This is a genomic window from Halosimplex amylolyticum (assembly GCF_051414035.1).
GTDB classification, from domain to species: Archaea; Halobacteriota; Halobacteria; order Halobacteriales; family Haloarculaceae; genus Halosimplex; species Halosimplex amylolyticum.
The window spans coordinates 331,867-355,562 of record NZ_JBLKNW010000001.1 but is presented as its reverse complement, the minus strand read 5'-3'; the positions used below and the strand labels follow the sequence as shown (position 1 = coordinate 355,562).

General features: G+C 66.9%; 24 protein-coding genes. 9 read left to right on the top strand and 15 right to left on the bottom strand.

The window, feature by feature from the left end; genetic code table 11:
* Window positions 1-151 precede the first annotated feature (151 nt).
* From ACMGFE_RS01645 to ACMGFE_RS01630, 4 genes are all read right to left on the bottom strand, one after another.
* Window positions 152-2,440 (bottom strand): nitric-oxide reductase large subunit, encoded by a 2,289-nt coding sequence (locus tag ACMGFE_RS01645; RefSeq protein ID WP_436923262.1) that lies wholly within the window; start codon window positions 2,438-2,440, stop codon window positions 152-154.
* A 232-nt stretch (window positions 2,441-2,672) separates the two neighbouring features.
* On the bottom strand, window positions 2,673-3,785 hold the full coding sequence (locus tag ACMGFE_RS01640; RefSeq protein ID WP_436923261.1) for a pyridoxal-phosphate-dependent aminotransferase family protein: 1,113 nt from the start codon (window positions 3,783-3,785) through the stop codon (window positions 2,673-2,675).
* 117 nt (window positions 3,786-3,902) lie between these two features.
* A complete protein-coding gene (locus tag ACMGFE_RS01635) occupies window positions 3,903-4,280 on the bottom strand; it encodes an ArsR/SmtB family transcription factor (protein ID WP_436923260.1) in 378 nt (125 codons plus the stop codon).
* A 164-nt stretch (window positions 4,281-4,444) separates the two neighbouring features.
* A complete protein-coding gene (locus tag ACMGFE_RS01630) occupies window positions 4,445-4,846 on the bottom strand; it encodes an Hsp20/alpha crystallin family protein (RefSeq protein ID WP_436923259.1) in 402 nt (133 codons plus the stop codon).
* A 139-nt stretch (window positions 4,847-4,985) separates the two neighbouring features.
* On the opposite strand from ACMGFE_RS01630, the gene ACMGFE_RS01625 reads away from it, so the two are divergent.
* Window positions 4,986-6,269, top strand: a complete 1,284-nt coding sequence (locus ACMGFE_RS01625) for a TIGR00341 family protein (protein ID WP_436923258.1) — start codon at window positions 4,986-4,988, stop codon at window positions 6,267-6,269.
* A gap of 140 nt (window positions 6,270-6,409) precedes the next feature.
* A complete protein-coding gene (locus tag ACMGFE_RS01620) occupies window positions 6,410-7,168 on the top strand; it encodes an SIMPL domain-containing protein (protein WP_436923257.1) in 759 nt (252 codons plus the stop codon).
* A gap of 260 nt (window positions 7,169-7,428) precedes the next feature.
* On the opposite strand, the gene ACMGFE_RS01615 is transcribed toward ACMGFE_RS01620, so the two are convergent.
* Window positions 7,429-8,436, bottom strand: coding sequence for an NOG1 family protein (locus tag ACMGFE_RS01615; protein WP_436923256.1), 1,008 nt, complete (start codon window positions 8,434-8,436; stop codon window positions 7,429-7,431).
* Window positions 8,437-8,571: 135 nt separating this feature from the next.
* On the opposite strand from ACMGFE_RS01615, the gene ACMGFE_RS01610 reads away from it, so the two are divergent.
* The 3 genes from ACMGFE_RS01610 to ACMGFE_RS01600 all read left to right on the top strand — a co-directional run bounded on the left by ACMGFE_RS01610 (window position 8,572) and on the right by ACMGFE_RS01600 (window position 9,861).
* Window positions 8,572-8,937 carry a DUF5518 domain-containing protein gene (locus tag ACMGFE_RS01610; RefSeq protein ID WP_436923254.1) on the top strand — a complete coding sequence of 122 codons (366 nt, stop codon included), beginning with the start codon at window positions 8,572-8,574 and terminating at the stop codon, window positions 8,935-8,937.
* Between the two features lie 90 nt (window positions 8,938-9,027).
* Window positions 9,028-9,456: a hypothetical protein gene (locus ACMGFE_RS01605; RefSeq protein WP_436923253.1), complete on the top strand. Its 429-nt coding sequence runs from the start codon at window positions 9,028-9,030 to the stop codon at window positions 9,454-9,456.
* Between the two features lie 90 nt (window positions 9,457-9,546).
* Window positions 9,547-9,861 (top strand): ASCH domain-containing protein, encoded by a 315-nt coding sequence (locus tag ACMGFE_RS01600; protein ID WP_436923251.1) that lies wholly within the window; start codon window positions 9,547-9,549, stop codon window positions 9,859-9,861.
* A gap of 342 nt (window positions 9,862-10,203) precedes the next feature.
* Here ACMGFE_RS01600 and hisE read toward each other — a convergent pair whose 3' ends face one another.
* A complete protein-coding gene (gene hisE, locus ACMGFE_RS01595; RefSeq protein WP_436923250.1) occupies window positions 10,204-10,491 on the bottom strand; it encodes a phosphoribosyl-ATP diphosphatase in 288 nt (95 codons plus the stop codon).
* Window positions 10,492-10,685: 194 nt separating this feature from the next.
* The gene (gene pdxT, locus ACMGFE_RS01590) at window positions 10,686-11,279 is read right to left on the bottom strand and encodes a pyridoxal 5'-phosphate synthase glutaminase subunit PdxT (RefSeq protein WP_436923249.1); all 594 of its coding nucleotides are present in this window, start codon (window positions 11,277-11,279) and stop codon (window positions 10,686-10,688) included.
* 399 nt (window positions 11,280-11,678) lie between these two features.
* Here pdxT and ACMGFE_RS01585 point away from each other — a divergent pair, with 399 nt between their 5' ends.
* On the top strand, window positions 11,679-12,704 hold the full coding sequence (locus ACMGFE_RS01585) for a PrsW family intramembrane metalloprotease (protein ID WP_436923247.1): 1,026 nt from the start codon (window positions 11,679-11,681) through the stop codon (window positions 12,702-12,704).
* A gap of 27 nt (window positions 12,705-12,731) precedes the next feature.
* On the opposite strand, the gene ACMGFE_RS01580 is transcribed toward ACMGFE_RS01585, so the two are convergent.
* Window positions 12,732-13,388, bottom strand: coding sequence for a riboflavin synthase (locus tag ACMGFE_RS01580; protein ID WP_436923246.1), 657 nt, complete (start codon window positions 13,386-13,388; stop codon window positions 12,732-12,734).
* Between the two features lie 122 nt (window positions 13,389-13,510).
* Here ACMGFE_RS01580 and ACMGFE_RS01575 point away from each other — a divergent pair, with 122 nt between their 5' ends.
* Both ACMGFE_RS01575 and ACMGFE_RS01570 read left to right on the top strand, forming a co-directional pair.
* On the top strand, window positions 13,511-13,759 hold the full coding sequence (locus tag ACMGFE_RS01575) for a DUF7533 family protein (RefSeq protein WP_436923245.1): 249 nt from the start codon (window positions 13,511-13,513) through the stop codon (window positions 13,757-13,759).
* Window positions 13,760-13,896: 137 nt separating this feature from the next.
* Window positions 13,897-15,810 (top strand): flippase activity-associated protein Agl23, encoded by a 1,914-nt coding sequence (locus tag ACMGFE_RS01570; protein WP_436923244.1) that lies wholly within the window; start codon window positions 13,897-13,899, stop codon window positions 15,808-15,810.
* A gap of 21 nt (window positions 15,811-15,831) precedes the next feature.
* On the opposite strand, the gene ACMGFE_RS01565 is transcribed toward ACMGFE_RS01570, so the two are convergent.
* The 4 genes from ACMGFE_RS01565 to ACMGFE_RS01550 form a co-directional block, all read right to left on the bottom strand.
* Complete coding sequence (locus ACMGFE_RS01565) at window positions 15,832-16,722, bottom strand: ketopantoate reductase family protein (protein ID WP_436923243.1); 891 nt, start codon at window positions 16,720-16,722, stop codon at window positions 15,832-15,834.
* A gap of 6 nt (window positions 16,723-16,728) precedes the next feature.
* Window positions 16,729-17,022, bottom strand: a complete 294-nt coding sequence (locus ACMGFE_RS01560) for a DUF7130 family rubredoxin-like protein (RefSeq protein WP_436923241.1) — start codon at window positions 17,020-17,022, stop codon at window positions 16,729-16,731.
* A gap of 79 nt (window positions 17,023-17,101) precedes the next feature.
* Window positions 17,102-17,803, bottom strand: a complete 702-nt coding sequence (locus tag ACMGFE_RS01555) for a hypothetical protein (RefSeq protein ID WP_436923239.1) — start codon at window positions 17,801-17,803, stop codon at window positions 17,102-17,104.
* A 77-nt stretch (window positions 17,804-17,880) separates the two neighbouring features.
* Window positions 17,881-18,468, bottom strand: coding sequence for a DUF7504 family protein (locus ACMGFE_RS01550; protein WP_436923238.1), 588 nt, complete (start codon window positions 18,466-18,468; stop codon window positions 17,881-17,883).
* A gap of 248 nt (window positions 18,469-18,716) precedes the next feature.
* On the opposite strand from ACMGFE_RS01550, the gene ACMGFE_RS01545 reads away from it, so the two are divergent.
* A complete protein-coding gene (locus ACMGFE_RS01545; RefSeq protein ID WP_436923237.1) occupies window positions 18,717-18,857 on the top strand; it encodes a DUF7503 family protein in 141 nt (46 codons plus the stop codon).
* A 2-nt stretch (window positions 18,858-18,859) separates the two neighbouring features.
* Here the strand turns inward: ACMGFE_RS01545 and ACMGFE_RS01540 are convergent, their stop codons facing one another.
* The 3 genes from ACMGFE_RS01540 to ACMGFE_RS01530 form a co-directional block, all read right to left on the bottom strand.
* On the bottom strand, window positions 18,860-20,977 hold the full coding sequence (locus tag ACMGFE_RS01540) for a hypothetical protein (RefSeq protein ID WP_436923236.1): 2,118 nt from the start codon (window positions 20,975-20,977) through the stop codon (window positions 18,860-18,862).
* Between the two features lie 123 nt (window positions 20,978-21,100).
* Window positions 21,101-22,312, bottom strand: a complete 1,212-nt coding sequence (gene metX / locus ACMGFE_RS01535; RefSeq protein WP_436923234.1) for a homoserine O-acetyltransferase MetX — start codon at window positions 22,310-22,312, stop codon at window positions 21,101-21,103.
* On the bottom strand, window positions 22,313-23,617 hold the full coding sequence (locus tag ACMGFE_RS01530) for an O-acetylhomoserine aminocarboxypropyltransferase/cysteine synthase family protein (RefSeq protein WP_436923233.1): 1,305 nt from the start codon (window positions 23,615-23,617) through the stop codon (window positions 22,313-22,315).
* Between the last annotated feature and the right edge of the window lie 79 nt (window positions 23,618-23,696).

The following is a 23,696-nucleotide window of genomic DNA, read 5'->3' as shown; positions in this document are numbered from 1 at the left end:
CTAACGCGCATGTAAACGGCTACAATATAGATCTAGTGTTATCAATATAAATAATAAATGGTGTCTTCCCGGGCAGTTCCACCCCGGCGGCCAGAGGAGAGTCGACCGAAACGGCCGACGGTGACTGACTCGCCGGAACTGCCCCGCGGCGTCAGTCGTCGCCGAGAACGCCTTCGGCGACGGCCATGTCGTCGACATCGGGGTCGGCGGCGGTGGTGCGGAGGACGAACCGTTTGCGGATCACGTCCGCGGCGAACAGCGCGGTGCCGGCGATGATCATGGTGTCCCCGGGCAGGCGCGCCCAGAAGAGGTTCTGGACGATAGGCTGGTTGTAGAACGCCAGACTCCGGCCGGCCGCGTAGCTCTCCGTGAAGATCGCCTCCAGTTGCAGGAAGCCGACCGGGAGCACGGAGACGAACACCATCAGCGCGAGGCCGACGTTCCACAGCCAGAACGCCCCGCGCAGCCAGGAGCCGTCCCAGCGGTCGGGCCGGATGGCGATGCGGAGCATGTACGTGACCATCCCCAGCGCGAGGAAGCCGAAGGCGCCGAACATCGCGGCGTGGGCGTGGCCGACCGTGAGGTAGGTGCCGTGTTCGTAGTAGTTGATCAGCGGGAGGTTGATGAAGAAGCCGAGCACGCCGGCCCCGACGAAGTTCCAGAACCCGCTGGCGATGATGAACATGAACGGGAGCTTGTAGGGGAAGGACTCGCCGCCGCCGGCCATCGCGCGGTACTGGCCGATGGCCTCGTAGAGGATGAACACGAGCGGGACCAGTTCCAGGGTGGAGAAGACGCTCCCGATGGGCACCCACACGTCCGGCATCCCGATCCACCAGTAGTGATGCGAGACGCCGATGACGCCCGTCGACATCACGAGCAACGCCTGGAGCATGACCGCCTTCTCCGCACTCCGGCGCTTCAACAGGTTCATCGAGACGAGCGTCAGCCCGACGATGGCCACGATGAAGAACTCGAAGGCGCCCTCGACCCACATGTGGACGACCCACCAGCGCCAGAACTCCGTGACGGCGATGTTCGTCTCGGGCGTGAACAGGAACCCAGCCGTGAACAGCAGGGCGATGGACCCGCCGGCGTAGAGGATCATGTGCGCGAGCCCGTAGACGGGTTCGCGGTCGAGCATCGGCTTGAGCCCGCGGATCGACAGGACCGCCCAGGCGCCGAAGCCCGCGAGCAGGCCGACCTGCCAGACCTTCCCGACTTCGAGGTACTCCAGGCCCTCGTTGCCGACGAGCCACCACAGCGCGCCGTCGAGGTAGCCGTTCGCGCCGATCCAGATGCCGCCGAGGCCGCCGACGGTGACGACGACGATCGCGCCCAGCAGTCCGTTCACGTAGGTCGACTGCCGTTTTGGTTCGTGACCGGTAAGCAGTGGCGGCAGGAACAGGCCGGCGCCCAGCCACGTCGCGGCGATCCAGAGGATCCCCAGGTCGATGTGCCAGGTCTTTGCGATGGCAAAGGGGAGCAGTTGCAGGACGTGGACGCCGAATAGCTCCTCGATCCCGAAAAAGGCCGCCCGCTCGATGTAGAAGTGTGCGAGCAGGCCTCCGAGTAGGACCTGCGCGAGGAACAGTCCGGCCGCCACCGGGACGAACCGCATCGCCGCGCGCTGGCTCGGGAAGACGCTCACGTCGCCGGGTGCGGGGACGGAGATGCCCTCGGTGGAGGGCTCGGGGAGTTCGACGGCCTTGTAGAGCCAGATGCCCGCACCCGCACCGCCGACGAGCAGGACCATCGCGATCACGCTCCAGGTCATCGCGGCCCCGGTGGCGTCGTTGCCGGCGGTCGGCTGGTACGGCCAGTCGTTCGTGTAGGAGTGGTCGCCCGCCGGCCGGTCGGTGTGGGAGAACCACGCCGTCCAGAGCGCGAAGTCGGCGAACTGGCGGGCCTCCTCTTCTGAGTCGATCATGTCGACGGGGACGCCCCGCTCGTGGTCGCCCTCGTGGTAGCGCTCGACGTATTCTTCCCTGATCTGTTCGTGCGCGTAGCGCTCGGCCGCGGAGTACTCGATGGCCCCACCGTCGTACGCGCCGTCGAGGTCACGTTGCACGTCGTCGTCGACGGCCGCCTGTTCGGCCGAGGCGAGCGCCTCGTACTCGCCGCCGTAGCGCTCGCGGGCGTAGTAGTCGCGCATGTGCTCGACCTTCAGATCGAGCGCGTCGGCGGTGTAGTCGACGCCGTAGTACGCGCCGTTGCCGAGGATCGACCCGTGGTTCATCAGCCCGTCGCGCTGGAACGCCTTCTTCCCCTCGCGGACGTCTTCGCCGGTCATGACGGTCCCGCCGTCGGGGCCGACGACTCTCTCGGGGATCGGCGGTGCTTCCTGGTAGGCCAGCCAGGCGCCGCCGGCCATCACGACCAGGTTGAACACGAAGACCGCCGTGAGGATCTTCGCGATCGTCGCTCTCGTGACTTGCATGTCCAGACGTCGGACCCGCTCACTTACGTCACTCTCCCCCGCTCTCGCCGGGCGGCAACTCGCCCGAACCAGTTCGCCCGGGCGTGGTCGTTTCGAGGGCGAACCACGGCGCCGTCTCGCGAAAATCCCCTGACTAGTTCCGTTCGTCGGATTGAATCGAGCCGGCGACTCGCGAACAAATTGCAGCCCGCGAATCGACTACGTCTGCGAACCAATTGCGGTCCGCGACTGTTCAGAGGTCCGCGACGTCTTCGATGGCGTCGGTGAGTTCCTCGATGCTCTCGACGTCGTGTTCGCCCATGTGGCCGATGCGGAACGTCTTCTCGCCGAGCTGGGAGCCGTAGCCGTTCGAGAAGGCGAAGTCGTACTCCTCGGAGACGGCATCGATGGTCTCGGCGACGTCGATCCCCTGGGTGTTCTCGATGCAGGAGACCGTCTGGGAGCGATAGCCCTCCTCGGCGAAGAGATCGAAGTGCTCGCGTGCCCACTCGTGGACGTACTCGGTCATCTCTCGGTGGCGCTCGTCGCGGCCCTCGTGGCCCTCTTCGAGCATGTACTTCATCTGCTTGCGGTAGGCGAGCATGATCGGGATGGCGGGCGTCGAGTGGGTCTGGCCCTTCCGGTCGTAGTAGTCGAGCGTGCGCTGGAAGCCGCCGTACCACGACGCCGAGTCCTTCTCCAGTTCCCGCTCGTAGGCGTCGTCGCTGACGACGCAGACGGCGAGTCCGGGCGGCATGGCGAAGGCCTTCTGCGTGGAGGCGAAGATCACGTCGATGTCGTGCTCGTCGATGTCGACGTAGTCGCCGCCCAGCGCGGAGACCGCGTCGACGACGAAGTACGTGTCCGGGTACTCGGCGACGACGTCGCCGATCTCCTCGATGGGGTTGCGGACGCCGGTCGAGGACTCGTTCATCACGGTCGCGACCACGTCGTAGTGCTTGTCGCTCGCTTCGAGTTCCGCGCGGATGTCCTCGGGCTTGATCGCCTGGCCCCACTCGTATTCGAGGCGGTCGACGTCCTTGCCGAGTCGCTCGGCGACGTTCGCGTGGCGCTCGCTGAAGCTCCCGCAGGTCGGCACGAGGATGTTCTCGTCGACGAGGTTGAGCGTCGACGCTTCCCAGAACTCCGTGCCGGAGGCCGTGAGAATGATGACCTCGTTGTCGGTGCCGAGGAACTCCTTCGTGTCCTCGACGATGGTCGTGTAGAGGTCGGTCATCCGGTCCATCCGGTGGCCGAACATCGGCTGGGCCATCTCGTCGATGACGTCTTCGCGGACCTCGGTCGGGCCGGGGATGTACAGCGTCTTGTCGTCGTAGTCGCCTGTGTATTCCTGTTTCTTGGGCACTGGAACCACCGTCTGTTACCGAGACGGTCGGCGCGAGGTGGTATGGTAGTTTTGATGCCGGCGCGACACCGTCGACGCAGTCGACACAATCGACCGAAGAGCGACGTCGCGGACCGATCATCCCTCCCGCCACGGCGGCGAGAGGTGGACGTGGAACAGCTTCCCACAATCCTCGTCCCCGCAGACCGGACATTCGCCGGTGTCGGCGGTCGCGGACTGCGATTCGGTGTCCCCAGACGCGACCGTCGTCGCCGCGACGACGCGACTTCCGGCGTGGCCGAGTTCGTAGCCCTCGTCCGTCTCGCGGACGAAGTACTCACAGAGCCGTCGAAGGTGGTAGCTGAAGCGACCGGAGTCGCGGATCCCCGCGCGCTCGCGCAGTCGGGAGAAGGGGAGCGGATCGTCGGCGTCGGCGAGCGCGCGGAGGATGGCGAGGCGCGTCTCGTCGCCCAGTACGTCGAACGCGTCGGCCGGATCGTCGACCGAGTCGGTCATAGCGGTCGCTCCGCACGGGCGGGTCCTGTACTTTGTGGCGCGACGGCCGTGTCTGTGGGTTGTGGCGCGACGACCGCATCTGTGGGTGGGAGAAGGTCGAACGACCGGAGAGAAATCGAGAGACGTACGGCTTCCGCCGCGGGAGCGACGACGCGGAGGGCGGCTCAGGAGAGGTCGATGTTGGCCGAGTCGTCGGCGCGGTCGAACGTGACCTCCAGGATGCCGTTGTTGTACGACGCCGAGGCGGAGTGCTCGTCGACGCGGGCCGGCAGGCGGACCCGTTCGTGGTACTCGCGGGCGTCGCCCGCGGCGTCGAGGGTGAGCACCTCGCCGTCGCAGCGCAGGTCGATGTCCCCCTTGTCGACGCCGGGGATGTCCGCGACGACCCGGAGACGGTCGTCTTCCTCGTAGACGTCGAGGTGGACGTCCGCCGCCGCGGGGTCGGAGGCGCCGGGTCCGGCGTTCGCACCGCCGCGGGCGCGCGCGTCGTCCATCACGTCGTTCATCATCCGCTCTATCTCCCGGAAGAACTCGTCGAAGGGGTCGTCGCGGTCGTCGCGTCGCATGCGAGATGCTATGTGGATCGATGGCAAAAGCTTTCGGCTCGCGGATCCGGGAGCGATAGCCGCCGCTTCGCCGGCGACGTCCGGCGCCCGGAACCGCCTGACCCCAGAGTATTTCCCGGTGCTGGTCCATCCGTGTGACGTGCGTCTCGTCCAGATCACGATCCCGACCGGCAAACGGGAGACCGTCACGCGCGCCCTCGACGACGAGGAGGTAGACTACATCGTCACGGACGAGACCAGTGGCCGCGAGTACGCAGCCGTCGCGTACGTGCCGCTCCCGACCAACGCCGTCGAACCGGTGCTCGACACGCTCAGGGCGGCCGGCATCGACGAGGGCACGTACACCGTCGTGCTGGACGCCCAGACGGTCGTCTCGAAGGACTTCGAAGCGCTCGAAGAGCGCTTCAACGAGGAGGAGGACACCGACCGGATCGCCCGCGAGGAACTCGTCACCGCCGCAGAAGACCTGCTCATGTCGTTACCCACGTACGTCGTGATGACCGTCGTCAGCGCCGTCATCGCGACCGCGGGGCTACTGCTCAACTCGCCGGCGGTCGTCGTCGGGTCGATGGTGATCGCGCCGCTGATCGGCCCGGCGATGGCCGCGAGCGTCGGGACGGTCGTCGTCGACAACGAACTGTTCGCCGAGGGCGTCAAACTCCAGGCCATCGGCGTCGTCGTCTCGGTCGCGGCCGCCGCCGCCTTCGCGTGGATCGTCAAGACCGTCCACCTGATCCCGCCGTTCACCGACGTGACCGCGATCCCGCAGGTCCGCAGCCGGCTCTACCCCGATTTCCTCTCGCTCGTGGTGGCAATCGGGGCCGGCGTCGCCGGCGCGGTCTCGTTGACAGCGGGCGTCTCCTCCGCGATCGTCGGCGTGATGATCGCGGTCGCCCTCATCCCGCCGGCGGCGACCGTCGGCATCGGCATCGCGTGGGGCAAGCCGATCGTCGCGTTCGGGTCGAGCGTCCTCGTCATGGTGAACCTCCTCTCGATCAACCTCGCCGCGCTGGTCGTCCTCCGCTACAGTGGGTATCGTCCGACGAACTGGTTCCAGCTGGACGAGGCCCGCGGTGCGACGCTCCGACGGGTCGGCATCCTCGTCGTCGCTATCGTCTTGCTGTCGACCTTCCTGGGCGGCGTCACCTACGACTCGTTCCGCGGCGCGACGACCGAAGAGCGCATCCAGAAGGCGACCACCGACGCCATCAACGCCTCCGTCGCGGACGCCGAACTGATCTCGCTGGAGGTCAACCGGAGCAGCAACTTCCTCCTGCAACACCCGGTGGGGATCACGGTGACGGTGGGCGTCGAGGACCAGGACTACCCGCGGATGGCCGGTGCTATCGACCGTCGCGTCGAACGGGCGATCGACCGCGAGGTCGAGACACACGTCCGCTACGTCGTCGTCGACTCGGCGTGACAGCTGGCGGTCATTACCGACCGACAGCCGTCGGCCGATCGTGACGGTCAGACGCGCGTCAGACGGCCGATTTCGATCCTTCAAAGACGCGTTTGAGTTAACGTGATCCCTTTTTGATAGCCCGTCGTTGGGACGGACGCATGAACTCACGAGTCACACTCGCCGGAGTGGCCCTCGTCGCGGCCCTCCTGGCCACGGCAGGCGCCGCCGCGGCGTTCACGTCCGGCGGTGCGCCAGTCCAGGCACAGCAGTCGCCCGCACAGGACAGCATGAGCGGCACGATAACCGTCGGCGCCTCCGGGCAGGTCCAGGCGCAGGCGGACCGCGCGGTGGTCCGCGTCGGTATCGTCGCGACGGGCGACGACATCGAGACGGTGCGCGAACAGCTCTCGAGCAACGCCAGCCAGATGCGTAGCGCCCTGAACGAGATGGGCATCGACGACAGCCAGATCCGCACGGGCTACTACGACATCTCGACGAACCGCCGCTACGGTGGCGGTCAGTCCGACCGGCCCGAGTACCGCGCCATTCACTCGTTCTCCATCACGGTCGAGGACCCCGGCAGCGTCGGTAAGGTCATCGACACCGCCGTGACCAACGGCGCTAACGAGGTCGACGGCGTCGAGTTCACCCTCTCGGCGGACAAGCGCGAGGAGCTCCGCCAGGAAGCGCTCGGCGAAGCGATGGACACGGCCCGCGGTGAGGCCAGCACGGTCGCCGGCGCCGAGGACCTCACCATCACCGGCGTCGACCGCGTCTCCACCACGGAGTATCACTCCCGTCCCTACGCGGTCGAAGCCAGCGCGATGGCCGGTGACGGCGGCGGGACCTCCATCGACAGCGGTCCGGTGACGGTCTCCGCGTCCGTCAACGTCGTCTACGAGACGAGTTCGGACTGACGACCGACCCGTTTCGCCCGCAGACCAGAGCCGTCTCCCGCTGACGCTCCTCCTTCCATCCCCCCCTGACGCTCACCCAACCCCCCTCCACTGTCGTTCCATCGCCTGCCCCCCGCTGGCGCCCCGTTCTCCCGTCACCGGCCCCCCGGTGGCGTTCACCCGTTCCATTCTCGATCCGTCGCTGACGGTTTCGCGTAGTTTATCGGTCGCTCGCGGTCGCGTCGACCGTCGCAAAACGTCGGCCCGGCCCAGTCGGCCGGTTACTGCCCGTCGTAGGGGAGTTCGGGTTCGTAGTCCACGGCCTCGACGGCGGCGTCGAGGACGCCCTGGACGTTCTCGTCTTCGGTGACGCTCATGTACAGGTCTGCTTCCACGTCGCGCGAGCGATCGGATTTGTTGCAGACGGTGAGGACGGGCACGTCGAAGCGCGCTTCGATGTCGTCACGGAGCGCGAGTTGCAGGTCGAGGGGGTAGCCACACTCCCCGCTGGCGTCGACGAGGACGAGGACGGCGTCGGCGAGGTGCTCGACGGCACTGGCGGCCTGGGCTTCCACGTCGTTGCGTTCCTCCGGCGCGCGGTCGAGTAGCCCCGGCGTGTCCACGATCTGGTATCGGATGTGGCCGTCGTCGAAGTGGCCGACGCGGATCTCGGTCGTCGTGAACGGGTAGGAGGCGGTCTCGTTTCGGGCGTTCGTGACCGCGTTGACGAACGTCGACTTGCCGACGTTCGGGTAGCCGGCGACGACGATGGTGGGCTCGTCAGGGCGGATGTCGGGGAGCGTCTTCAGGTCGTCGCGCGCGGCGCCGACCGCGGCGAGGTCGCCTTCGACCTCCTCGACCACGTCGGCGATGCGGGCGAACGCCTGCTTGCGGAGCTTGCGGGCGGTGTCGATGTCGCCGGTGGCGATGCGGCCCTGGTACTCGTCGCGGATCTCGGAGGTCTTGCGGCTCGCCCAGCCGATCTCCGAGAGGTGCTGGCGGACCGCGTCGATACCGCCGATGTCGGGCGCGTCGTCGTCGGTGGTGTTGGACGCGATGACCGCGTCGGCGAGTTCCTCGTAGAACGGGTCCAGGTCGTCGAAGTCCGGCCAGTCGGTGACGACGTTCTCCAGGTTGTCGGAGGCGATATTGGAGGCGGTCTGCAGCATCGACAGGGGGGCGTCGTGGCCGCTCTTGGCCCGCCCCGCGCGCGCGGCCCGCGAGAACGCCTTGTCCACCAGTTCGTCGGCGGTCGGCGTCGTCGGCAGGTCCTCGAACGGTTGGCTCATTGCCCACCGATAGACGGCCGGCGCGTAAAAGGCCGTTTACTCGCCGGCGCCCGCGACACGCCGTCACACCGCCGGGGACGCCTGCTGGCGTATCCCTGCGAGACGCCTTTCCGTGCCGGCGGTGTACCCCGGGTCATGACCGACTGGAGCGCCGTCGTCTGGGGATTCGTCGCCGGGATCGTCGCGGGTATCGCCGCCTTCGTCGTGCCGGTGGTCGGCCACGTCGGTGCGGGCCTGATCGCCGGGTTCGTCGCCGGCTACCTCGCCGGCGGGAATCTCGGCAGTGGCGTGTGGCACGGCCTGCTGGCCGGCGCACTCGGTGGCGTCGTTCTCGTCGTCCTCACCGCACCGATCGCCGGCTTGCTCGGCGGAGCACTCGGCGGCCCGATCGGCGGCGTCTTCGGCGGGCTCAGCGTGATAGTCGTCGGGATCGTCATCGCGTTCGTGTTCGCCCTCGACAGCGCCGTCGGCGGCGCTATCGGCGCGGTTCTCGCCGACTGACCCCGCTCCCACCGCCGCGTCTGGTCCCTCGGTCTCCGGGGCGCCCCGATCGGGATCCCCTTTTAAGTAGTCACCCCTCCCGTCGTCTGTGTGAATCGACCCGGTGCGCTCCTCGCGGGGACGGCCGTGAACGTCCCGACGCTCGCCGTCCTGCTGGCCACGACCGACGTCGTCCTCCTCGGGACGCTCGCCGGCGGCGTCGTCGCCGGGCTCGCGGTCGGGGAACTCCGCGACGGCGCCCTGGTCGGCGGAGCCGCCGCGCTCCTCGCACCGCCCGTCGGCGCCGCGCTGGCCGTCGTGCTCACGGTCGTCGCGCTCGCCGTCGGCGTCGTCCTCGGAAGCGGCGACGCCGCATGGGTCGGGGCCGGTGCGATCATAGGGACCATCGCGCTCGGCCCGGTCCTCGGGTTGGCCTCGCTGCTGGTCTACTTCGTCTCGCTCCTCGTGCTCGTCCCTCTGGGCGTCGTCGGCGGTGTCGCCGGCGCGCTCGCCGCCGGAACGCTCGTCCATCGACGCTGAGGCGAGCGGGCGCCGGCCCTTCGACCCTACGGCGTCCCGGCGATAGATCGCCGGAGTCACGTTTTTCCCGATACCGTCCCCAGCAAGCGTATGGCCCATATCGACGCGAGCGAACTCCTGCCCAACGGCCACGTCCAGCAACTGGCCGCCAGCGGGGACGTCACCCAGCTGCACCGCGGACACCAGTACGCCGACGAGGGCGACACCTTCGAGATCGACGGCCGGACGTTCGAGGTGACCGACGTGACTCGACGGACCCTCGGCGACCTCACGGACGAAGACGCCCAGCGCGAGGGGTCCGAGGACCTGGATGCCTACCGGAAGCAGCTGAATCGCGTCCACGACGAGTTCGAGTGGGACGACGACAGCGAAGTCGTCCGCCACCGGTTCGAGCCCCGGGAGTAGGTTCGTGAATCGTCCGGTGAATCCGAGGGCGCCTGGGACCGGCTCCCGGACCGACCGGGGATCCAGTCGGCGAGAACAGCGAGAAATCCCCCGTCCGCACAGACAGATCGGCAGGGGGACACAGGTGGGAATGAAAGGGGCGGCCGTCTGCGCGAACCCCGGCGACGGAAGCACTGGACCGAGCGGAGCGAGGGAAGCGCGCAACGAGCCGCGGGAGTGCAGACGGCCGGGGCTTTCACGCCGTTTGTCGCCCATATCGAGCCTGCGGTCGCGGCAAGTGCGGTGGAGGGGCTCGTGGTATCCACTGTGTGGTACTCCCTTCGCGAACAGTCGTTCCGGTTCCTACCGTCGCTCGGCCAGCTCGGACCGCAAGTCTTCGAGATCCATGTCTTTCATCGCGAGCAGCACCAGCAGGTGATAGACGATGTCGGCGGACTCGTGAGCGATCTCCTCGCGGTCGTCGTCCTTGGCGGCCAGCAGCAGCTCGGTGCTCTCCTCGCCGAGCTTCTCCAGCACGGCGTTCTCGCCTTTCTCGTGGTCGAACAGGGAGGCGGTGTAGGAGTCCTCGGGCAGGTTCTCCTTGCGGTCCTCGATGACGTCGAACAGGTCGTCGAGCACGTCGTCGGTCATTACCCGCCCTGTCGTCGCCCTGGGGTAAGTCGCCTCGGGTTTCCGCCCGCGCACGACGGCGATGGCTACGCTCGCACCACGCTCTCTCTCACGGTTCACTCCGTTCACCGTTCGAGTTGTCGCGGTACTCGGAACGCTCGTACCGCGCTTCTCACGGGTCGCTTCGCTCCCCGTTCGAAATACCGTGGCGCTCGCTACGCTCGCGCCACGCTTTCAAAAAACGCTAGATCGTGAATCCGGTAGTCGTCGGTCAACTCGGGGTGGAACGACGTCCCCACCACGGGACCGTCTCGCACCGCGACCGCTCGACCGTCCCACTCGGCGAGCACTTCGGCGTCCCCCACGGAGTCGATGAGCGGCGCGCGAATGAACACGGCCGGGAACGGCTCGTCGAGGCCAGCCACGTCCAGCGGCGCCTCGAAGCTGTCCGCCTGGCGGCCGAAGGCGTTTCGCTCGACGGTCACGTCGACGAGATCCAGCGACATGACGCGGTCGTCGTTCGGATCGGCCGATGCGACGATGAGCCCGGCACACGTCGCCAGGACCGGCTTGCCGGCGTCGACGTGGTCGACGATTTCCGGGGCGATGCCCTCGCGCTGGAGGTGTCGGGAGATGGCGGTGGACTCGCCACCGGGGAGGAGCAACAGATCGCAGTCCGGGACGACGCCGGACTGGCGGATCTCGACGACTTCCGCGGTCTCGTCGTGACTGGCGGCTGCCCGTCGGATGGCGTCGGCGTGCTCGCTCACGTCGCCCTGGACGGCGACGACGCCCGCCCTGATGGTCATACCCTCGCTACCGGACGCGACGCGAAAAACCTCTCGCTCTCCGTGTCGATATCGCCCGACCGACAGCGGTCGATTAGCCGTCGATCGGTCGTCGATTGATCACCGATCGGTGCCCCTTCCCGAGCGGCCGCTCGCGTTCAGTCGTCCGCCGATTCTTCCGCTGTCTGTTCCTCGTCTGTCTCGTCTGCCGGCGGCGCGGAGTAGAGCATCCCGCGGCTCGCGCTGACTCGTGTCATTGGTTGGCACTCGCCGACTCTCACTGATAACCGTACCCCTGAATCTGATATAGAGTATTAAGATACAAATAGGGGATATAAGGACAGTCGGTCGCCGTGGACAGCACCGGACAAGCGAAGGACGGCCAAACTGTTAGGGCCGGGGAAGACCAACGAGCGATCCATGCCAGACAGCCGCGATCCGGTTGAAGCGCACGCCGAGAGCGGGCGCGACCTCTACGAGGTGTCGACCTGGGAGCCGAGAACGGCGTTCGACAGGCTGTCGACCGGGCTCTATTCGGTCGGGGTCTCTGCGGCGCGGTTGTTCGTGGTCCTGGTCGCGGTCGTGATACTCGCCGTGCAGTTCGCGCTGGGCGGCCTCGGCGCCGTCACCGACCCGATCATCGGCGTCTTCGTCCTGCTATCGGCCGTGCCGGCGCTGGCGCTCGCGGCCTACGTCTGGTACGCCGACGTAACGACGTCGGAACCCCTGGAGTTGCTCGTCGGCACGTTCGTCCTCGGCGTGCTGTTCGCCGGTTTCGCCGGTATCCTGAACAGCATCGCCGACTGGGGGATCCAGTCGCTGGGGCTGACGGCCGGTATCGTCGGCTTCGTCTTCCAGATCGTCTTCTTCTTCGTCGTCGTCGGGCCGGTCGAGGAGACGGTGAAACTCCTCGCAGTGTGGCTCTACCCCTATCGAAAGCCGGAGTTCGACGCCGTCGTCGACGGGGCTGTCTATGGCGCGATGGCGGGGCTGGGCTTCGCGACCATCGAGAACGCCATCTACATCTCCGGCCAGACGCAGGGCATCGCCGACCCGCTGAACCTGATAGCGGCGGGCACCGGCATCTCGGCCGTCCGCGCGCTGGCGGGACCGGGCCACGTCATCTACTCGGCGTTCGCGGGCTACTACCTCGGACTCGCGAAGTTCAACCGCGAGAACGCCGGTCCTATCGTGGTGAAGGGACTGCTCATCGCCGCGCTCGTCCACGCGACGTACAACTCGCTGTCCAGCGTCGTCCCCGCCATCGTGGCGAACGCCACCGGGATCCCCTGGTTCATCGCCTTCCTCGGGTTCATCATCGTCTACGACGGGATCTTCGGCCTCCTGCTCATCCGGAAGATCGCCCGGTACCGGCGAGCGTATCACGACGCTCACGACGAGCCGCCGGGCGGACAGAAGTCCGAACTCACCGAGTTCGACGGCTGAACTGACGGCACCGGCCGGCGACCCGACCTATCGATACTCGCCGAGCGCCTCCCGCACTTCGGCCACGCCGGCCCCGGCCTCGGCGTCGCGGTCGGCCAGCCCGAGCATCCGCTCGACGTACTTCGCGAACACGTCGACTTCGACGTGAACCTCGTCGCCGGGTTCTTTCTCCGAGAGCGTCGTCTCGTGGTACGTCGTCGGGATGATCGCCACCGAAAACGTCCCCGCCGTCTCGTCGAGCGCGGCGACGGTCAGGCTGATCCCGTCGAGGGCGATCGATCCCTTCTCGACGACGTACTGGGCCAGCCCCGGCGGTAGCTCGAAGGTGTACGCCCAGTCTTCGCCGATGCGCTCGACGTCGACGACTTCCGTCGTCCCGTCGACGTGACCCTGCACGACGTGACCGTCGAAGCGCTCGTCTGCCGCGAGCGCCCGCTCCAGGTTGACCTCCTGGCCCTCGACGGCCGAATCGAACGTCGTCCGGTCGAGCGTCTCGGCGGCCAGGAACACCGAGAACCACTCGCCCGGCTCCCACTCCTCGACCGTGAGACACGCGCCGTCGACGCTGACGCTCTGGCCGCCTTCTAGATCCGAGAAACTCGACCCGATCCGAAGTCGTCGGCCGGCGTCCGTGTCCTCGATCCCGACGATCTCGCCCGTCTCCTCGACGATCCCGGTGAACATACGTCAGGGTTGGGAGGATCGTCACAAAAGGATTATCGTTCCCAGATGTGGAACAGCGTCCGAGACGTGCGCGAGCGTCCGGAGGCGCGGGGCTTTTGCCGGTCGGGGGGGTATCGGGGCCCATGGCGCGGAGTATCCTCGGATTGGTGGGGCTGGGAGCGACGCTCGTGTTCGCGATCCCGGTCGCGATGCTGGGGTTCGACTACCTCGTGCTCCAGGGGAAGACCGGCCTCGGCGTCGCGCTGTTGGTCGCGGCGGGGCTGATGATCGCCATCGAGGAGTACATCACGACGCCGGGCGACCTCGCGGGGACGGCCGTCGAGAAGACGCTCGGGGCAGTCGTGAAATCACCGGACGACGACGAGAAGTGAACGTGCCGGGGCGGGTCGACGTCCGCGCGTCGAGGCGATAGCCGAGTTGCGACAGCGGCGGAATCGCGCGACTCGACTGCGGTATCGCGTCGAGAGAGATCCAAGCGTTAAAATCGTGAGGGCGTGACACGGCGGATATGCGCCGCTCCGACTCCGAGTCAGCCGCCCGCGACGAGTCCGACGACGCCGCGGACGCGCCCGAGTCCGAGCCCTCCTCCGACGCCGGCCCCTCCTCCGACGAGAGGGCCGACCCCGCATCGGGACCGGGTTCCGGCAACGATGGTTCCCCCCGGTTCGGCGGGTTCGACCGTCTCGACGAGGCGACCAGATGGGTACTCGGGATCGTCTTCGTCGGGTTCGTCGTCCGATTCGCCCTCCTCGCCGCGCGCGTCGCGCACTACGACGAGGGACGGGTAGCCTGGTGGGCCCTCCACTTCCTCGACACCGGCCAGTTCGAGTACCGCTACATCATCCACGGCCCGCTGGTCCAGCACGTCAACAAGTTTCTCTTCGACGCCCTCGGCGCCAACGACTTCACGATGCGGCTGTTCGTCGCCGTCGTCGGCGCGCTGTTGCCGCTGTCGGCGCTGCTGTTCCGCGAGCACCTCGACCGCGACGAGATCGTGGGGGTCGCGTTCTTCCTCGCGCTGAATCCGCTGCTCGTCTACTACTCCCGGTTCTACCGGAGCACGCTGATCGCCGCGGCGTTCGCGTTCGTCGCCTTCGGCCTGCTCGTGCGCGCCTACGACGAGTGGAACGTCCGCTACGTCCACGGGGCGGTCGTCCTCGTCGCGCTCGCGTTCACCGCCAAGGAGAACACCGCGGTCTACCTGCTGGTGTGGGCCGGCGCGACGGCCCTGCTCGTCGACCAGTTGCTCTTCCGCACCGGCGACGACCGCTCGGGCTTCGAGTGGCTCCGGACCCGCGTCGCCGAGACCGAACGGAGACCGCTCGCGGAGTACCTCGCCGACTTCGTCTGGCACCTCGCTATCGCCGTCGTCCTCTTCCTCGGCGTCACGCTGTACTTCTACGCGCCGCGGTCGCCCGGGAGCGAGGCCGTCGGCCTCTGGCAGACCGTCGGGAACCCGGCGCTGTTCCCGGAACTGTTCGACCGGACCCTCGACGACGTCGTCGAGGGGTACAGCTACTGGTTCGGCGGGACCACGGACGCGGGGTGTCGGAAGGACAACATCATCGACGCGTACCTCTGTTTCCTGGGGCAGGAACTCCAGGCCATCGCGCAGGCGGCGTTCGCGCTCACAGCGATGGCCGTCGTCGGCTTCATCGCCGAGCGCTGGGGCCGCGTCCGCTCGCGCGGCGTCGTCCTCTTCTGCGCCTACTGGGGCTTCGTCTCGATCCTCGGCTACCCGCTCGGGACCGACATCGCCAACGCCTGGATCGCGGTGAACGCGCTCGTCCCGCTGGCGGTCCCCGCCGGCGTCGGCATCGCGCTCGTCGTCGACCGCGCGCGCGATTCCCTACACACCGGCTCGGTCCGCTTCGGTATCACCGCGTTCGTCCTCCTGTTGATCGGCGGCTACATGGTCGTCTCCATGGCCGGCAGCGTCTACGTCGACCCGGCCAGCGAGGACAACGAACTCGTCCAGTACGCCCAGCCCGCCGACGACTTCCGGCCGTCGATGCAGATCCTCGAAGAACGCGCCGGGTCCCACGGGGGGACGGACGTGCTCGTCGTCGGGTCGAGTTACGTCCGGGATAACCCACGCTCCGGCGGCATCGAACCCCGGTGTTCGAGCATCAGCGACACGCTCCCCCTGCAGTGGTACATCGAATCCTACGGCGCGACCGGGGACTGCATCCAGACTGCCGACGAGGCCGTCCAACAACTACAGCAGGAGCCGCTCGACCCGCTCGTCGTCATCGCGCCGCAATCGCTGGAGAACGACCTCAGTCCGGCGCTGGAAGGCTACGACACGGACGTCCACCGCCTGCGCGTCTACGGGAGCGAAGCCGTCTTCTTCACCGATCGCTCGCCCGGAACGGGCGCATCCGTCGAGAACGCGACCGCACCGCAACCGGCGGGCGGATAACGGACGGTCGACCTCCGGGCGCTACCGCAGACCTCGCTCGCGCTCCCAGGCCCGGAGGAGCGCCGTCAGCGTCTCGTTGACCGGCACCGGGGTCTCGGCCCGTTCGACGACAGCGCCGTTGATCGCGTCGACCTCGGTCCGCTCGCCGGCGTCCACGTCCTGGAGCATCGACGAACGGTTCGCCGCCGTCGCGTCGGCGACCCGCTCCACCGCGTTCGCGGCGTCTTCGTTTGAGAGGTCTATCCCCAGATCGCGGGCGACTCGCGCCGTCTCGACGGCGGCCCGGCGAGCCGGTTCACTCGCCGGCCCCCCCGAGAGCGCGCCGTTCTCGACGCGGGCGAGCGCGGTCACCGCGTTGATCCCGGCGTTGACCGCGAGCTTCTCCCAGAGGCGCCGTGTCATGTCCCCGGCGACCGTCGTCTCGATGTCAGCTGCGTCGAAGGATGCGCCCACGCGGTCGGCGAACGACGAGGGACCCCCTTCGGGCGGGCCGAGCACCACCTCCCCGCGACCGGTGCACTCGACCCGACCCGGTTCGCGGAGACGAGCGCCGTACGTACACGTCCCCGCGAGCACCGGGACGGCGAGCGCGTCCGCCAGTCGCGCTTCGTTACCCAGTCCGTTCTGTAGCGAGAGGGCGCCGCCGAGGTCGGCGCTCGCGAGCGCTGCTGCGGCCCCGTCCGTGTCGAACGCCTTCACGGTCACGACGGCGAGGTCGAAGCTCCCGTCGGGAACGGCCGTCGCTGCCGCCGGTTCGACGTGAGCCGACACCTCTCCCTCGATACGGAGGCCGTCGCTGCGGATTCGCTCGACGTGCGGGTCGCGGCCGACAAGCGTCACGTCGTGCGCACGGGCGAGCAGCCCGCCGACGAGACTGCCGAGGCTCCCGGCGCCGAAGACGAGGACCTGCACGGGTTCTCAGTCTTCGATCCAGTAGTATATCTCCTCGCGCGCGGCGCCGCACGACGGACAGGCGTCGGGGAGTTCCTCGATGTCGCCCATCTCGCCGCACTCCCAGCAGCGCCACATCAGCTCGGCCTCGCCCGCCTCGCCGGTCGTGAGGTGCTCGCCCGACAGCGCCCCGATCCCCTCGTCGGTCGTCACGTAGAACCCGTGTTCGTCGAACCCGCGGACGGTCCCCAGCCGGTTCCCCTCGTCGTCGTAGACCGCCTGTCCGAACCCGAGGCTCACCGTTTCGTCTGTCTCGGTCATACCTGATCTTGTTCCACCGCTCGCATAAATGTACGTGCCAGGGGCGCTGACCGGCCGTCGCGTCACCCACCGCCGGTACTCATTCGTCGCCGGAGTCCGATCCGGTCGCGTCGGATCCGTCGTCGCCGGCGTCCGATCCAGTCGCGTCCGACTTGTCGTCGCCGGCGTTCGTCTCGCCCGACCGCTCGGCGTCCGGGCCCTCGCCGCCGGTCGACTCGCAGGGCCGGAGACGTCGCTCGTCCGGTGACAGGGCGGCATCGAAGACCGACGCGTCGTCGATGCGCCGGAACCCGTCGGCGAGCTCGCGTCGCAGCTCCTCGAACTTTCGGTCCAGTCTGTCGCGGTTCGGAGCCGCGTCGTCGTCGTCCGCGACGGCGGCCCGTTCCTCCGCGAGCGCGTAGTACTCGTCGAGTCGCCGCCGGTACCGGGCGCGTGCGACCAGTTCCGAAACCGTCTCGCGGACCGCATCTTCGTCCCACGCGACGACCGCGTCGACGGGCGCGTCCGCGCCGAGCTGACACCGGCCCGCGCCAGAGTCGAGGACAGCGACCTGACAGTCCGCCTCGTGGGCCCGCAGGTCGTCGAGGACCGTTTCGAGCGACCCGTCGCCGAGGCCGCTTTCGACGAGGACGGCGTCGACTTCGTCGTCCAGGGTTTCGCGGAGCGCGACGGGGCTGTAGGCGGTTCTGACGGTGCCGTCGTCGCGGAGGGCCGCCGCCATCGCGTCCACCGCAGCAGCGTCGGCACCTGCGAGCACGACCAGGTGCCGTCCCGAAGTCATGTTCGGCGACTCGCCAGGGAGGTATAAAGAGCCACCCCTTTCACGTCCATCGATTTCGTCACCGATCGGCGACGTTGCTACGGGCCCCCGTCGAACTGGACGACCGCGTCACAGAGGATCCGGAACGTCTCCACAGTCGCCGGTTCGTGGACGTCGGGGTCGAGATGGAAGAAGGCGACGCCGTCGACGCGCCGGGTCACTTCACCGAGCGTGTAGACGAACTTGAACGCGGTCGACTCCTCGACGTGTCGGAGGATCCCGCTCAACGAGTGGACCGCGACGCCGACGTCGTCGCCCGCTTCGTCCGCCTGCTGGAGGACGTCGCTGACCTGCCGACCGAGCGCTTCCAGGTCGCCGGGATCCGAGACTCGCCTGACCGTCGCACCGGCCGTGTCCTCGCTTCGACTCGCCGCGGAGCGAGTGGCTTCGTCGACGTCCACGCAGGTGACCGGTGTCGTCGTCGATACGGGACTCCGGTCCCACAGCGAGAGCCACTCGGAAGCCGACTTGGTGATGGTCACCGCGGCCGCGCGGTCGACGCGTTCGTCGACCCGCTGGAACGCTCGCACGCAGGCGTCGATCGGTCGGCTCTGTACGTCGGGCGCCAACAGGAGAACCGTCGTCGCGCCCGCGAATTCGCTGTCTCCGTCCGGTCCGTCGATCATCTGACCACCACCCCATCTTCCCCTATCGCCATTATACGCGGACAACGGACCTACGTGACAATGAATCTTATTATCCCCTGACACCATATACTCACGAGAACGCGCGATTGCCATGCTCAAAATCTCCCTCGACACGCCCCGAAGCGCTGAATTCTAATCTCCCTAGTAGATCCTGATAATACAACGGTTAATTTATCTCTAATTTTTAGATAAATTCAATCACATCGCGTATAAATAAATGAGTGGCTATGAGCCAAGAATCAACGCGACTCCGCGAATTCCTCGAAGAGAACCCCAAATGGATCGGCGTCATGTTCAGCGCGCTGTTGCTGCTCTCGCAGGCCGGTACGGTGGCGGCTGGAAACGGGACCTCGATGACTGGTCCCTGAAGTTAGAGTTCTGTTAAGCCCATACTCCATCGAAGCGATCCGTCGAGATCAACTGGAACATCTTGCTTGTGAAGAAAGTCGAGTAGCTCCGGCTCTGTTAGCGAGTACGTCCGCATACGACCCGAGTTCAGACAGTACGTGGTTTCTCCATTGATTTGTGGTAAAAACATCGTACCCATCGGAGTAGATAAGTTTGGATATCCGAACAAGGTCATTTCATAATTATCAGAATCTCCTGCTTCGATATTGATTCGGTTAGGCGTTCCCGACTGATTTTCTACAATCGACGAGCTAGCGTCACCGACAACGAGATAGTGGTGTCCGATCTGCTCGTACTCCTTAATTATCGATACTGTGGCAGCGAGCGAGAAACCCTGGTTGAGTAGTTTTGCGGCGGTTCGACCGACAGAAGTAGCCGCTTCGTTAACGATATCCGTGACTGTCGCGATACCGGCCATTGCACCCGAATCGACGAGTCCGCGGCCCTGTTCGTATGAATCACAGGCATTGAGGAGGAAGGCACTAACGTTCACTTCCGAAAGGTGTCGCGTATCGAGATACCCGTCTGTACATCGGATACCTTCGTCGTCAACGTGGCCGATGTAGTGGAGGAAATCAACGTCGGACTTCAGGACTTCACGCATCTCCGTCGTCGTCAACTGCTCCTGGAACGAGATGTCGAACTCGACCCAGTCGCGCGTCCCGTATATCTCTGAAACGACGTTTTCGTCGGTCATCTCCTCGTCGTTACAGACGACTGCGACCCGAATCTGCGGATCCGTCGTCGGTTCGAACGACAATCGGCGATGATAGGCGTCGACTGTCATCTTGCTCGCACCGACGGGTAGTCCATCACCGACGTACGCCTGTTCGATGCTGTCCGCTGGCTCGGGACGGAAGATGTCCGTGTCGGTCGTAGAGGTTGAGGAGTTCGTCGACCGCGCTTTCGTGCTCCGACGTAGCGCCTGCGGGTTGTCGCGGAAGAACGACTCGACTTGCTCTGAAAGGTCCTCGAGCGCCTCGTCGTCCGAGGGGACCGCTCCCGGGCAGCGGACGATCGCGAGTTCGTTCGCGAGGAACGGAAGCGCGCTGACGTACTCGGCGTACGGCCGCACGTCGGCGGTCAGTTTCCACTTCGGGACGACATCTGCGAGCGAATCGTACGGAATTTCGAGATACGTCCTGAGCTGTTCCGGGAGCGACCGCTCGTACACTTTGGCGAAGTCGAGATCGACGCGCTTCTTTACTTCCCCGCGTTCGTGCAGGTCCACCTGATAGTATCCCTCTGTTCGCGTTACGCAGTCCAACAGGAGGATCTGTTTGAGGGTGCGGGCGACAGCGGGTTCGAACCCGTCGTTGCCATCGAGTGGATACGACCACTCTTCGGTGACGATCCGTGGAGACGGACCCGGCTGTAGCGTCGCCCCGAGATAATACACGAGCGGGACGACGGGATAGATGAACTCCTCGACTGGCGGGACTTCGATAGCGACTCCGTTGTCCGGAGAATCGATCGCCTCCGGGATGGAGAGTTCGTCACCGAGTTCGACGAGCGGGGGGTGGCCGCGCAACGACGGGAACGACCGCTCGCAGCTGGTCGTTTTCAGTGCCGACCCGAGCGTCGAGAGCGCGGCCATCAGGTCCTCTGGTTCCTCGGTCGTCGTTACGGTGGCTGCGGGTTGTTCGTGCACCGAGCGCGCACCGACGTGTAGGCGATCGGTCTCCGAGAGCGATAGGGTTACACCGTCTTCTGTCGAGGTGACTGCGATTCCACCTTCGATGGCGAACTGTAGTTTGATCTGGGTAGTCGCCAACTCGACGTTATAACGGCCGGGCTGGATATTCACGGACTCACGATCGCTGATCTCCGCGACGGTATCGCCTTCTTCGTCACGGATCCAGACTCCCACGAAATACGGCGTCTCGATCGTATCGGTTCGAATCGTCGCGGCGGTGTCGGCGGGGAAGTAGAAGCGTTCGGTGTCGCAGTCGGAGATGTCCGGTTGCTCGGGGGTGAGGAGGGCGAACTGGGTCTCCTGGATCGGGTCGACGATCTGCGCGCCGTCGCGACTCGGGTGCGAGCGGATCTGCGGTCTGGTCGCGTCCAGGTCGATTGTCATGCTGTAGAGGGCCTCTGCGTTCTCCCCGCGGGGCAGCGCCAGTCCACCCGTGCCCGTCCCCCGGAGACGAGTATCCGAGCAAACGCAGTGGGGAGAAAAAAGCCTGTTGGCCCCGCAAACCCGTCAATCAGAGAACAGGCTCGTGTGGACCGGGGCGAACGAGGGGTCGTCGTCCTCGGGGGGTTCGTCGGTGTCGGTGACCGCCGTTCCCTCGACGCCGTCGACGAGAAAGTCCGAGAGCGGCGGGCCGACGCTCTCCGGTTCGACCAGGAAGGCGTCGTGACCGTGGTCGGACTCGACGAGGTGGTGAGCCACGCGGACGTCCGCTCCGCGTAACGAGTCGGCCAGCTCCTCGGCCTGCGTCGGGGTGAAGTGCCAGTCGCCGGTGAACGACATGACGAGCGCCTCGCCGTCGAATGCCGCGAGCGCGTCCTCGTCGGATTCGAAGCCCGCCGAGAGGTCGTAGTTGTCCATCGCGCGGGTGAGATAGAGGTAGGCGTTGGCGTCGAAGCGGTCGACGAACGACTCGGCCTGGTAGTCGAGATAGGACTCGACGTCGCGGTAGGGGAAAAAGCCGGCCGCCGGGTCGGTCGGGAACGAGCGCGCGGCGTCGCGCCCGGCAGCGCGGCGACCGAACTTCTGCTCCATCGAGGCCTTCGAGAGGTACATGACGTGGCCGATCTGGCGGGCGAGGGCGAGCCCGTCGTCGGGGTCTGGGCCGTCGCCGTAGTAATCGCCGCCCTGCCAGCCGTCGTCGGTGGTGATCGCGCGGCGCGCGATGGCGTCGAGGGCGAGACACTGCACGTCGAGGCGAGCGGCGGCGGCGATGGGGACGATGCGCTCGACGTGGTCGGGGTGCTGTTTGGCCCACTCAAGGACGTTCATGCCGCCGACGCTGCCGCCGACGACGGCGTGGAGGTGCGGGATGCCGAGTTCGTCCAGCAGTTTGCGCTGCGCGTCGGTCCAGTCCGCCACCGTGACCGCGGGGAAGTCGGTGCCGTAGGGTTCGCCCGTCTCCGGGTTCTCGCTGGCGGGGCCGGTCGTGCCGTAGCACGAGCCGGGGATGTTCGCACAGAGGACGTAGTACTCGCGCGTGTCGATGGCCTTGCCGGGACCGACGATGTCGTCCCACCAGGCGCGAGCCTGGCCGTCGGTCTCCTGGTCCGGGTGGCGGCCGGCGACGTGGGCGCTCCCGGTGAGCGCGTGACAGACGAGGACGGCGTTGTCCCCGGTGAACTCCCCGTAGGCCTCGTAGGAGACTTCGAGTTCGGGGATCGAGCGACCGCACTCGAACTCGAACTCGCCCAGCGAGACCGAGTCGCGTTCGATCTCCATCTACGACTCACCCGCGCCGTGGTTGGCACGTTCGATGGCACCGTCGATATCGGCGACGACGTCGTCTGCGTCTTCGATGCCGACCGACAGCCGCACGAGGTCGGGCGTGACGCCGCTGGCGCGCTGTTCGTCCGCCGAGAGCTGGGCGTGGGTCGTGCTCGCGGGGTGGATGACGAGCGTCTTCGCGTCGCCGATGTTGGCGAGGAACTGCGCGAGGTCGGTCTCCTCGCAGAAGCGCTTGCCCGCCTCGAAGCCGCCGGTGAGACCGAAGGCGATCATGCCTCCGTAGCCGCCGTCGAGGAACTCTGCGGCGTGGTCGTGGGTCTCGTGCGATTCGAGACCGGGGTAGGTGACCCACTCGACGCCGTCGTGGTCGACGAGGAACTCCGCGACGGTCTGTGCGTTCTCGCAGTGGCGTTCCATCCGGAGCGAGAGCGTCTCGCTGCCCTGGAGGGTCGCCCAGGCGTCGAACGGCTTCTGGCCGTCGCCGAGCGAGCGGACGGCGCGCTGGCGGGCGGCCATCGCGAACGCCCGGTCGCCGAACCGCTCGGCGAAGGTGACGCCGTCGAAGGCGTCGTTGGGCGCGCCCAACTCGGGGAACTTCTCGGGGTACTCCGCCCAGGGGAACGATCCGCCGTCGACCAGGACGCCGCCGACGGTGGTGCCCGACCCGTGGATCCACTTAGTGGTCGACTCCCAGACGACGTCGGCGCCGTGGTCGAGCGGGTTGCAGAGCGCGGGCGTCGCGAACGTGTTGTCGACGAAGACGGGGACGCCGTGCTCGTGGGCGACCTCGGCGATCTCCTCCATCGGCGGGGTGACGAGCGAGGGGTTCCCGATGGTCTCGTAGTGGACGTAGGCGGTGTGGTCGTCGATGGCCTCGGCGTACGCTTCGGGGTCGAGCGTGTCGACGAAGCGCGTCTCGATGCCCCGGCGGCTCCCCATGTTGGAGAGATAGGAGTGGGTGCCGCCGTAGATAGAGGAGGCGGTGACGACGTTGTCGCCGGCGCTGGCGAGGATCGAGGTGCCGGCGTCGAGGGCCGCCATCCCCGACCCGGTGGCGACGGCGGCGGTGCCGTTCTCCAGGGAGGCGAGGCGGCGTTCGAGCGTCGCCACGGTCGGGTTGTCGAACCGGGAGTAGACGTTCCCGCCGTCGTCCAGCGCGTACCGGTCGGCCGCGGTGTCCGCGTCGTCGAACACGTACGAGGTCGTCTGGTAGATCGGTGGGGCGCGCGCCCCTGTCGCCGGATCGACCTCCTGGCCGGCGTGGACGCAGCGCGTCCCGAAAGCGTACGGATCGGTCATGTGTGTCGTGCATATATCTACAAGCATCTATAACCACGAGTTACGGCAAATATCTCAGTGAGACGGTGTGTCACGGTCC

Bases quoted from the DNA above. Each gene is read 5' to 3' on its own strand.
- ACMGFE_RS01545 (WP_436923237.1), top strand. From the start codon at position 18,717: ATGAGCCAAGAATCAACGCGACTCCGCGAATTCCTCGAAGAGAACCCC.
- pdxT (WP_436923249.1), bottom strand. From the start codon at position 11,279: ATGACCATCAGGGCGGGCGTCGTCGCCGTCCAGGGCGACGTGAGCGAG.
- ACMGFE_RS01540 (WP_436923236.1), bottom strand. From the start codon at position 20,977: ATGACAATCGACCTGGACGCGACCAGACCGCAGATCCGCTCGCACCCG.
- ACMGFE_RS01570 (WP_436923244.1), top strand. From the start codon at position 13,897: ATGCGCCGCTCCGACTCCGAGTCAGCCGCCCGCGACGAGTCCGACGAC.
- ACMGFE_RS01600 (WP_436923251.1), top strand. From the start codon at position 9,547: ATGGCCCATATCGACGCGAGCGAACTCCTGCCCAACGGCCACGTCCAG.
- ACMGFE_RS01645 (WP_436923262.1), bottom strand. From the start codon at position 2,440: ATGCAAGTCACGAGAGCGACGATCGCGAAGATCCTCACGGCGGTCTTC.
- ACMGFE_RS01560 (WP_436923241.1), bottom strand. From the start codon at position 17,022: ATGACCGAGACAGACGAAACGGTGAGCCTCGGGTTCGGACAGGCGGTC.
- hisE (WP_436923250.1), bottom strand. From the start codon at position 10,491: ATGACCGACGACGTGCTCGACGACCTGTTCGACGTCATCGAGGACCGC.
- ACMGFE_RS01530 (WP_436923233.1), bottom strand. From the start codon at position 23,617: ATGACCGATCCGTACGCTTTCGGGACGCGCTGCGTCCACGCCGGCCAG.
- ACMGFE_RS01620 (WP_436923257.1), top strand. From the start codon at position 6,410: ATGAACTCACGAGTCACACTCGCCGGAGTGGCCCTCGTCGCGGCCCTC.
- ACMGFE_RS01575 (WP_436923245.1), top strand. From the start codon at position 13,511: ATGGCGCGGAGTATCCTCGGATTGGTGGGGCTGGGAGCGACGCTCGTG.
- ACMGFE_RS01610 (WP_436923254.1), top strand. From the start codon at position 8,572: ATGACCGACTGGAGCGCCGTCGTCTGGGGATTCGTCGCCGGGATCGTC.
- ACMGFE_RS01555 (WP_436923239.1), bottom strand. From the start codon at position 17,803: ATGACTTCGGGACGGCACCTGGTCGTGCTCGCAGGTGCCGACGCTGCT.
- ACMGFE_RS01615 (WP_436923256.1), bottom strand. From the start codon at position 8,436: ATGAGCCAACCGTTCGAGGACCTGCCGACGACGCCGACCGCCGACGAA.
- ACMGFE_RS01585 (WP_436923247.1), top strand. From the start codon at position 11,679: ATGCCAGACAGCCGCGATCCGGTTGAAGCGCACGCCGAGAGCGGGCGC.
- ACMGFE_RS01550 (WP_436923238.1), bottom strand. From the start codon at position 18,468: ATGATCGACGGACCGGACGGAGACAGCGAATTCGCGGGCGCGACGACG.
- ACMGFE_RS01635 (WP_436923260.1), bottom strand. From the start codon at position 4,280: ATGACCGACTCGGTCGACGATCCGGCCGACGCGTTCGACGTACTGGGC.
- metX (WP_436923234.1), bottom strand. From the start codon at position 22,312: ATGGAGATCGAACGCGACTCGGTCTCGCTGGGCGAGTTCGAGTTCGAG.
- ACMGFE_RS01580 (WP_436923246.1), bottom strand. From the start codon at position 13,388: ATGTTCACCGGGATCGTCGAGGAGACGGGCGAGATCGTCGGGATCGAG.
- ACMGFE_RS01630 (WP_436923259.1), bottom strand. From the start codon at position 4,846: ATGCGACGCGACGACCGCGACGACCCCTTCGACGAGTTCTTCCGGGAG.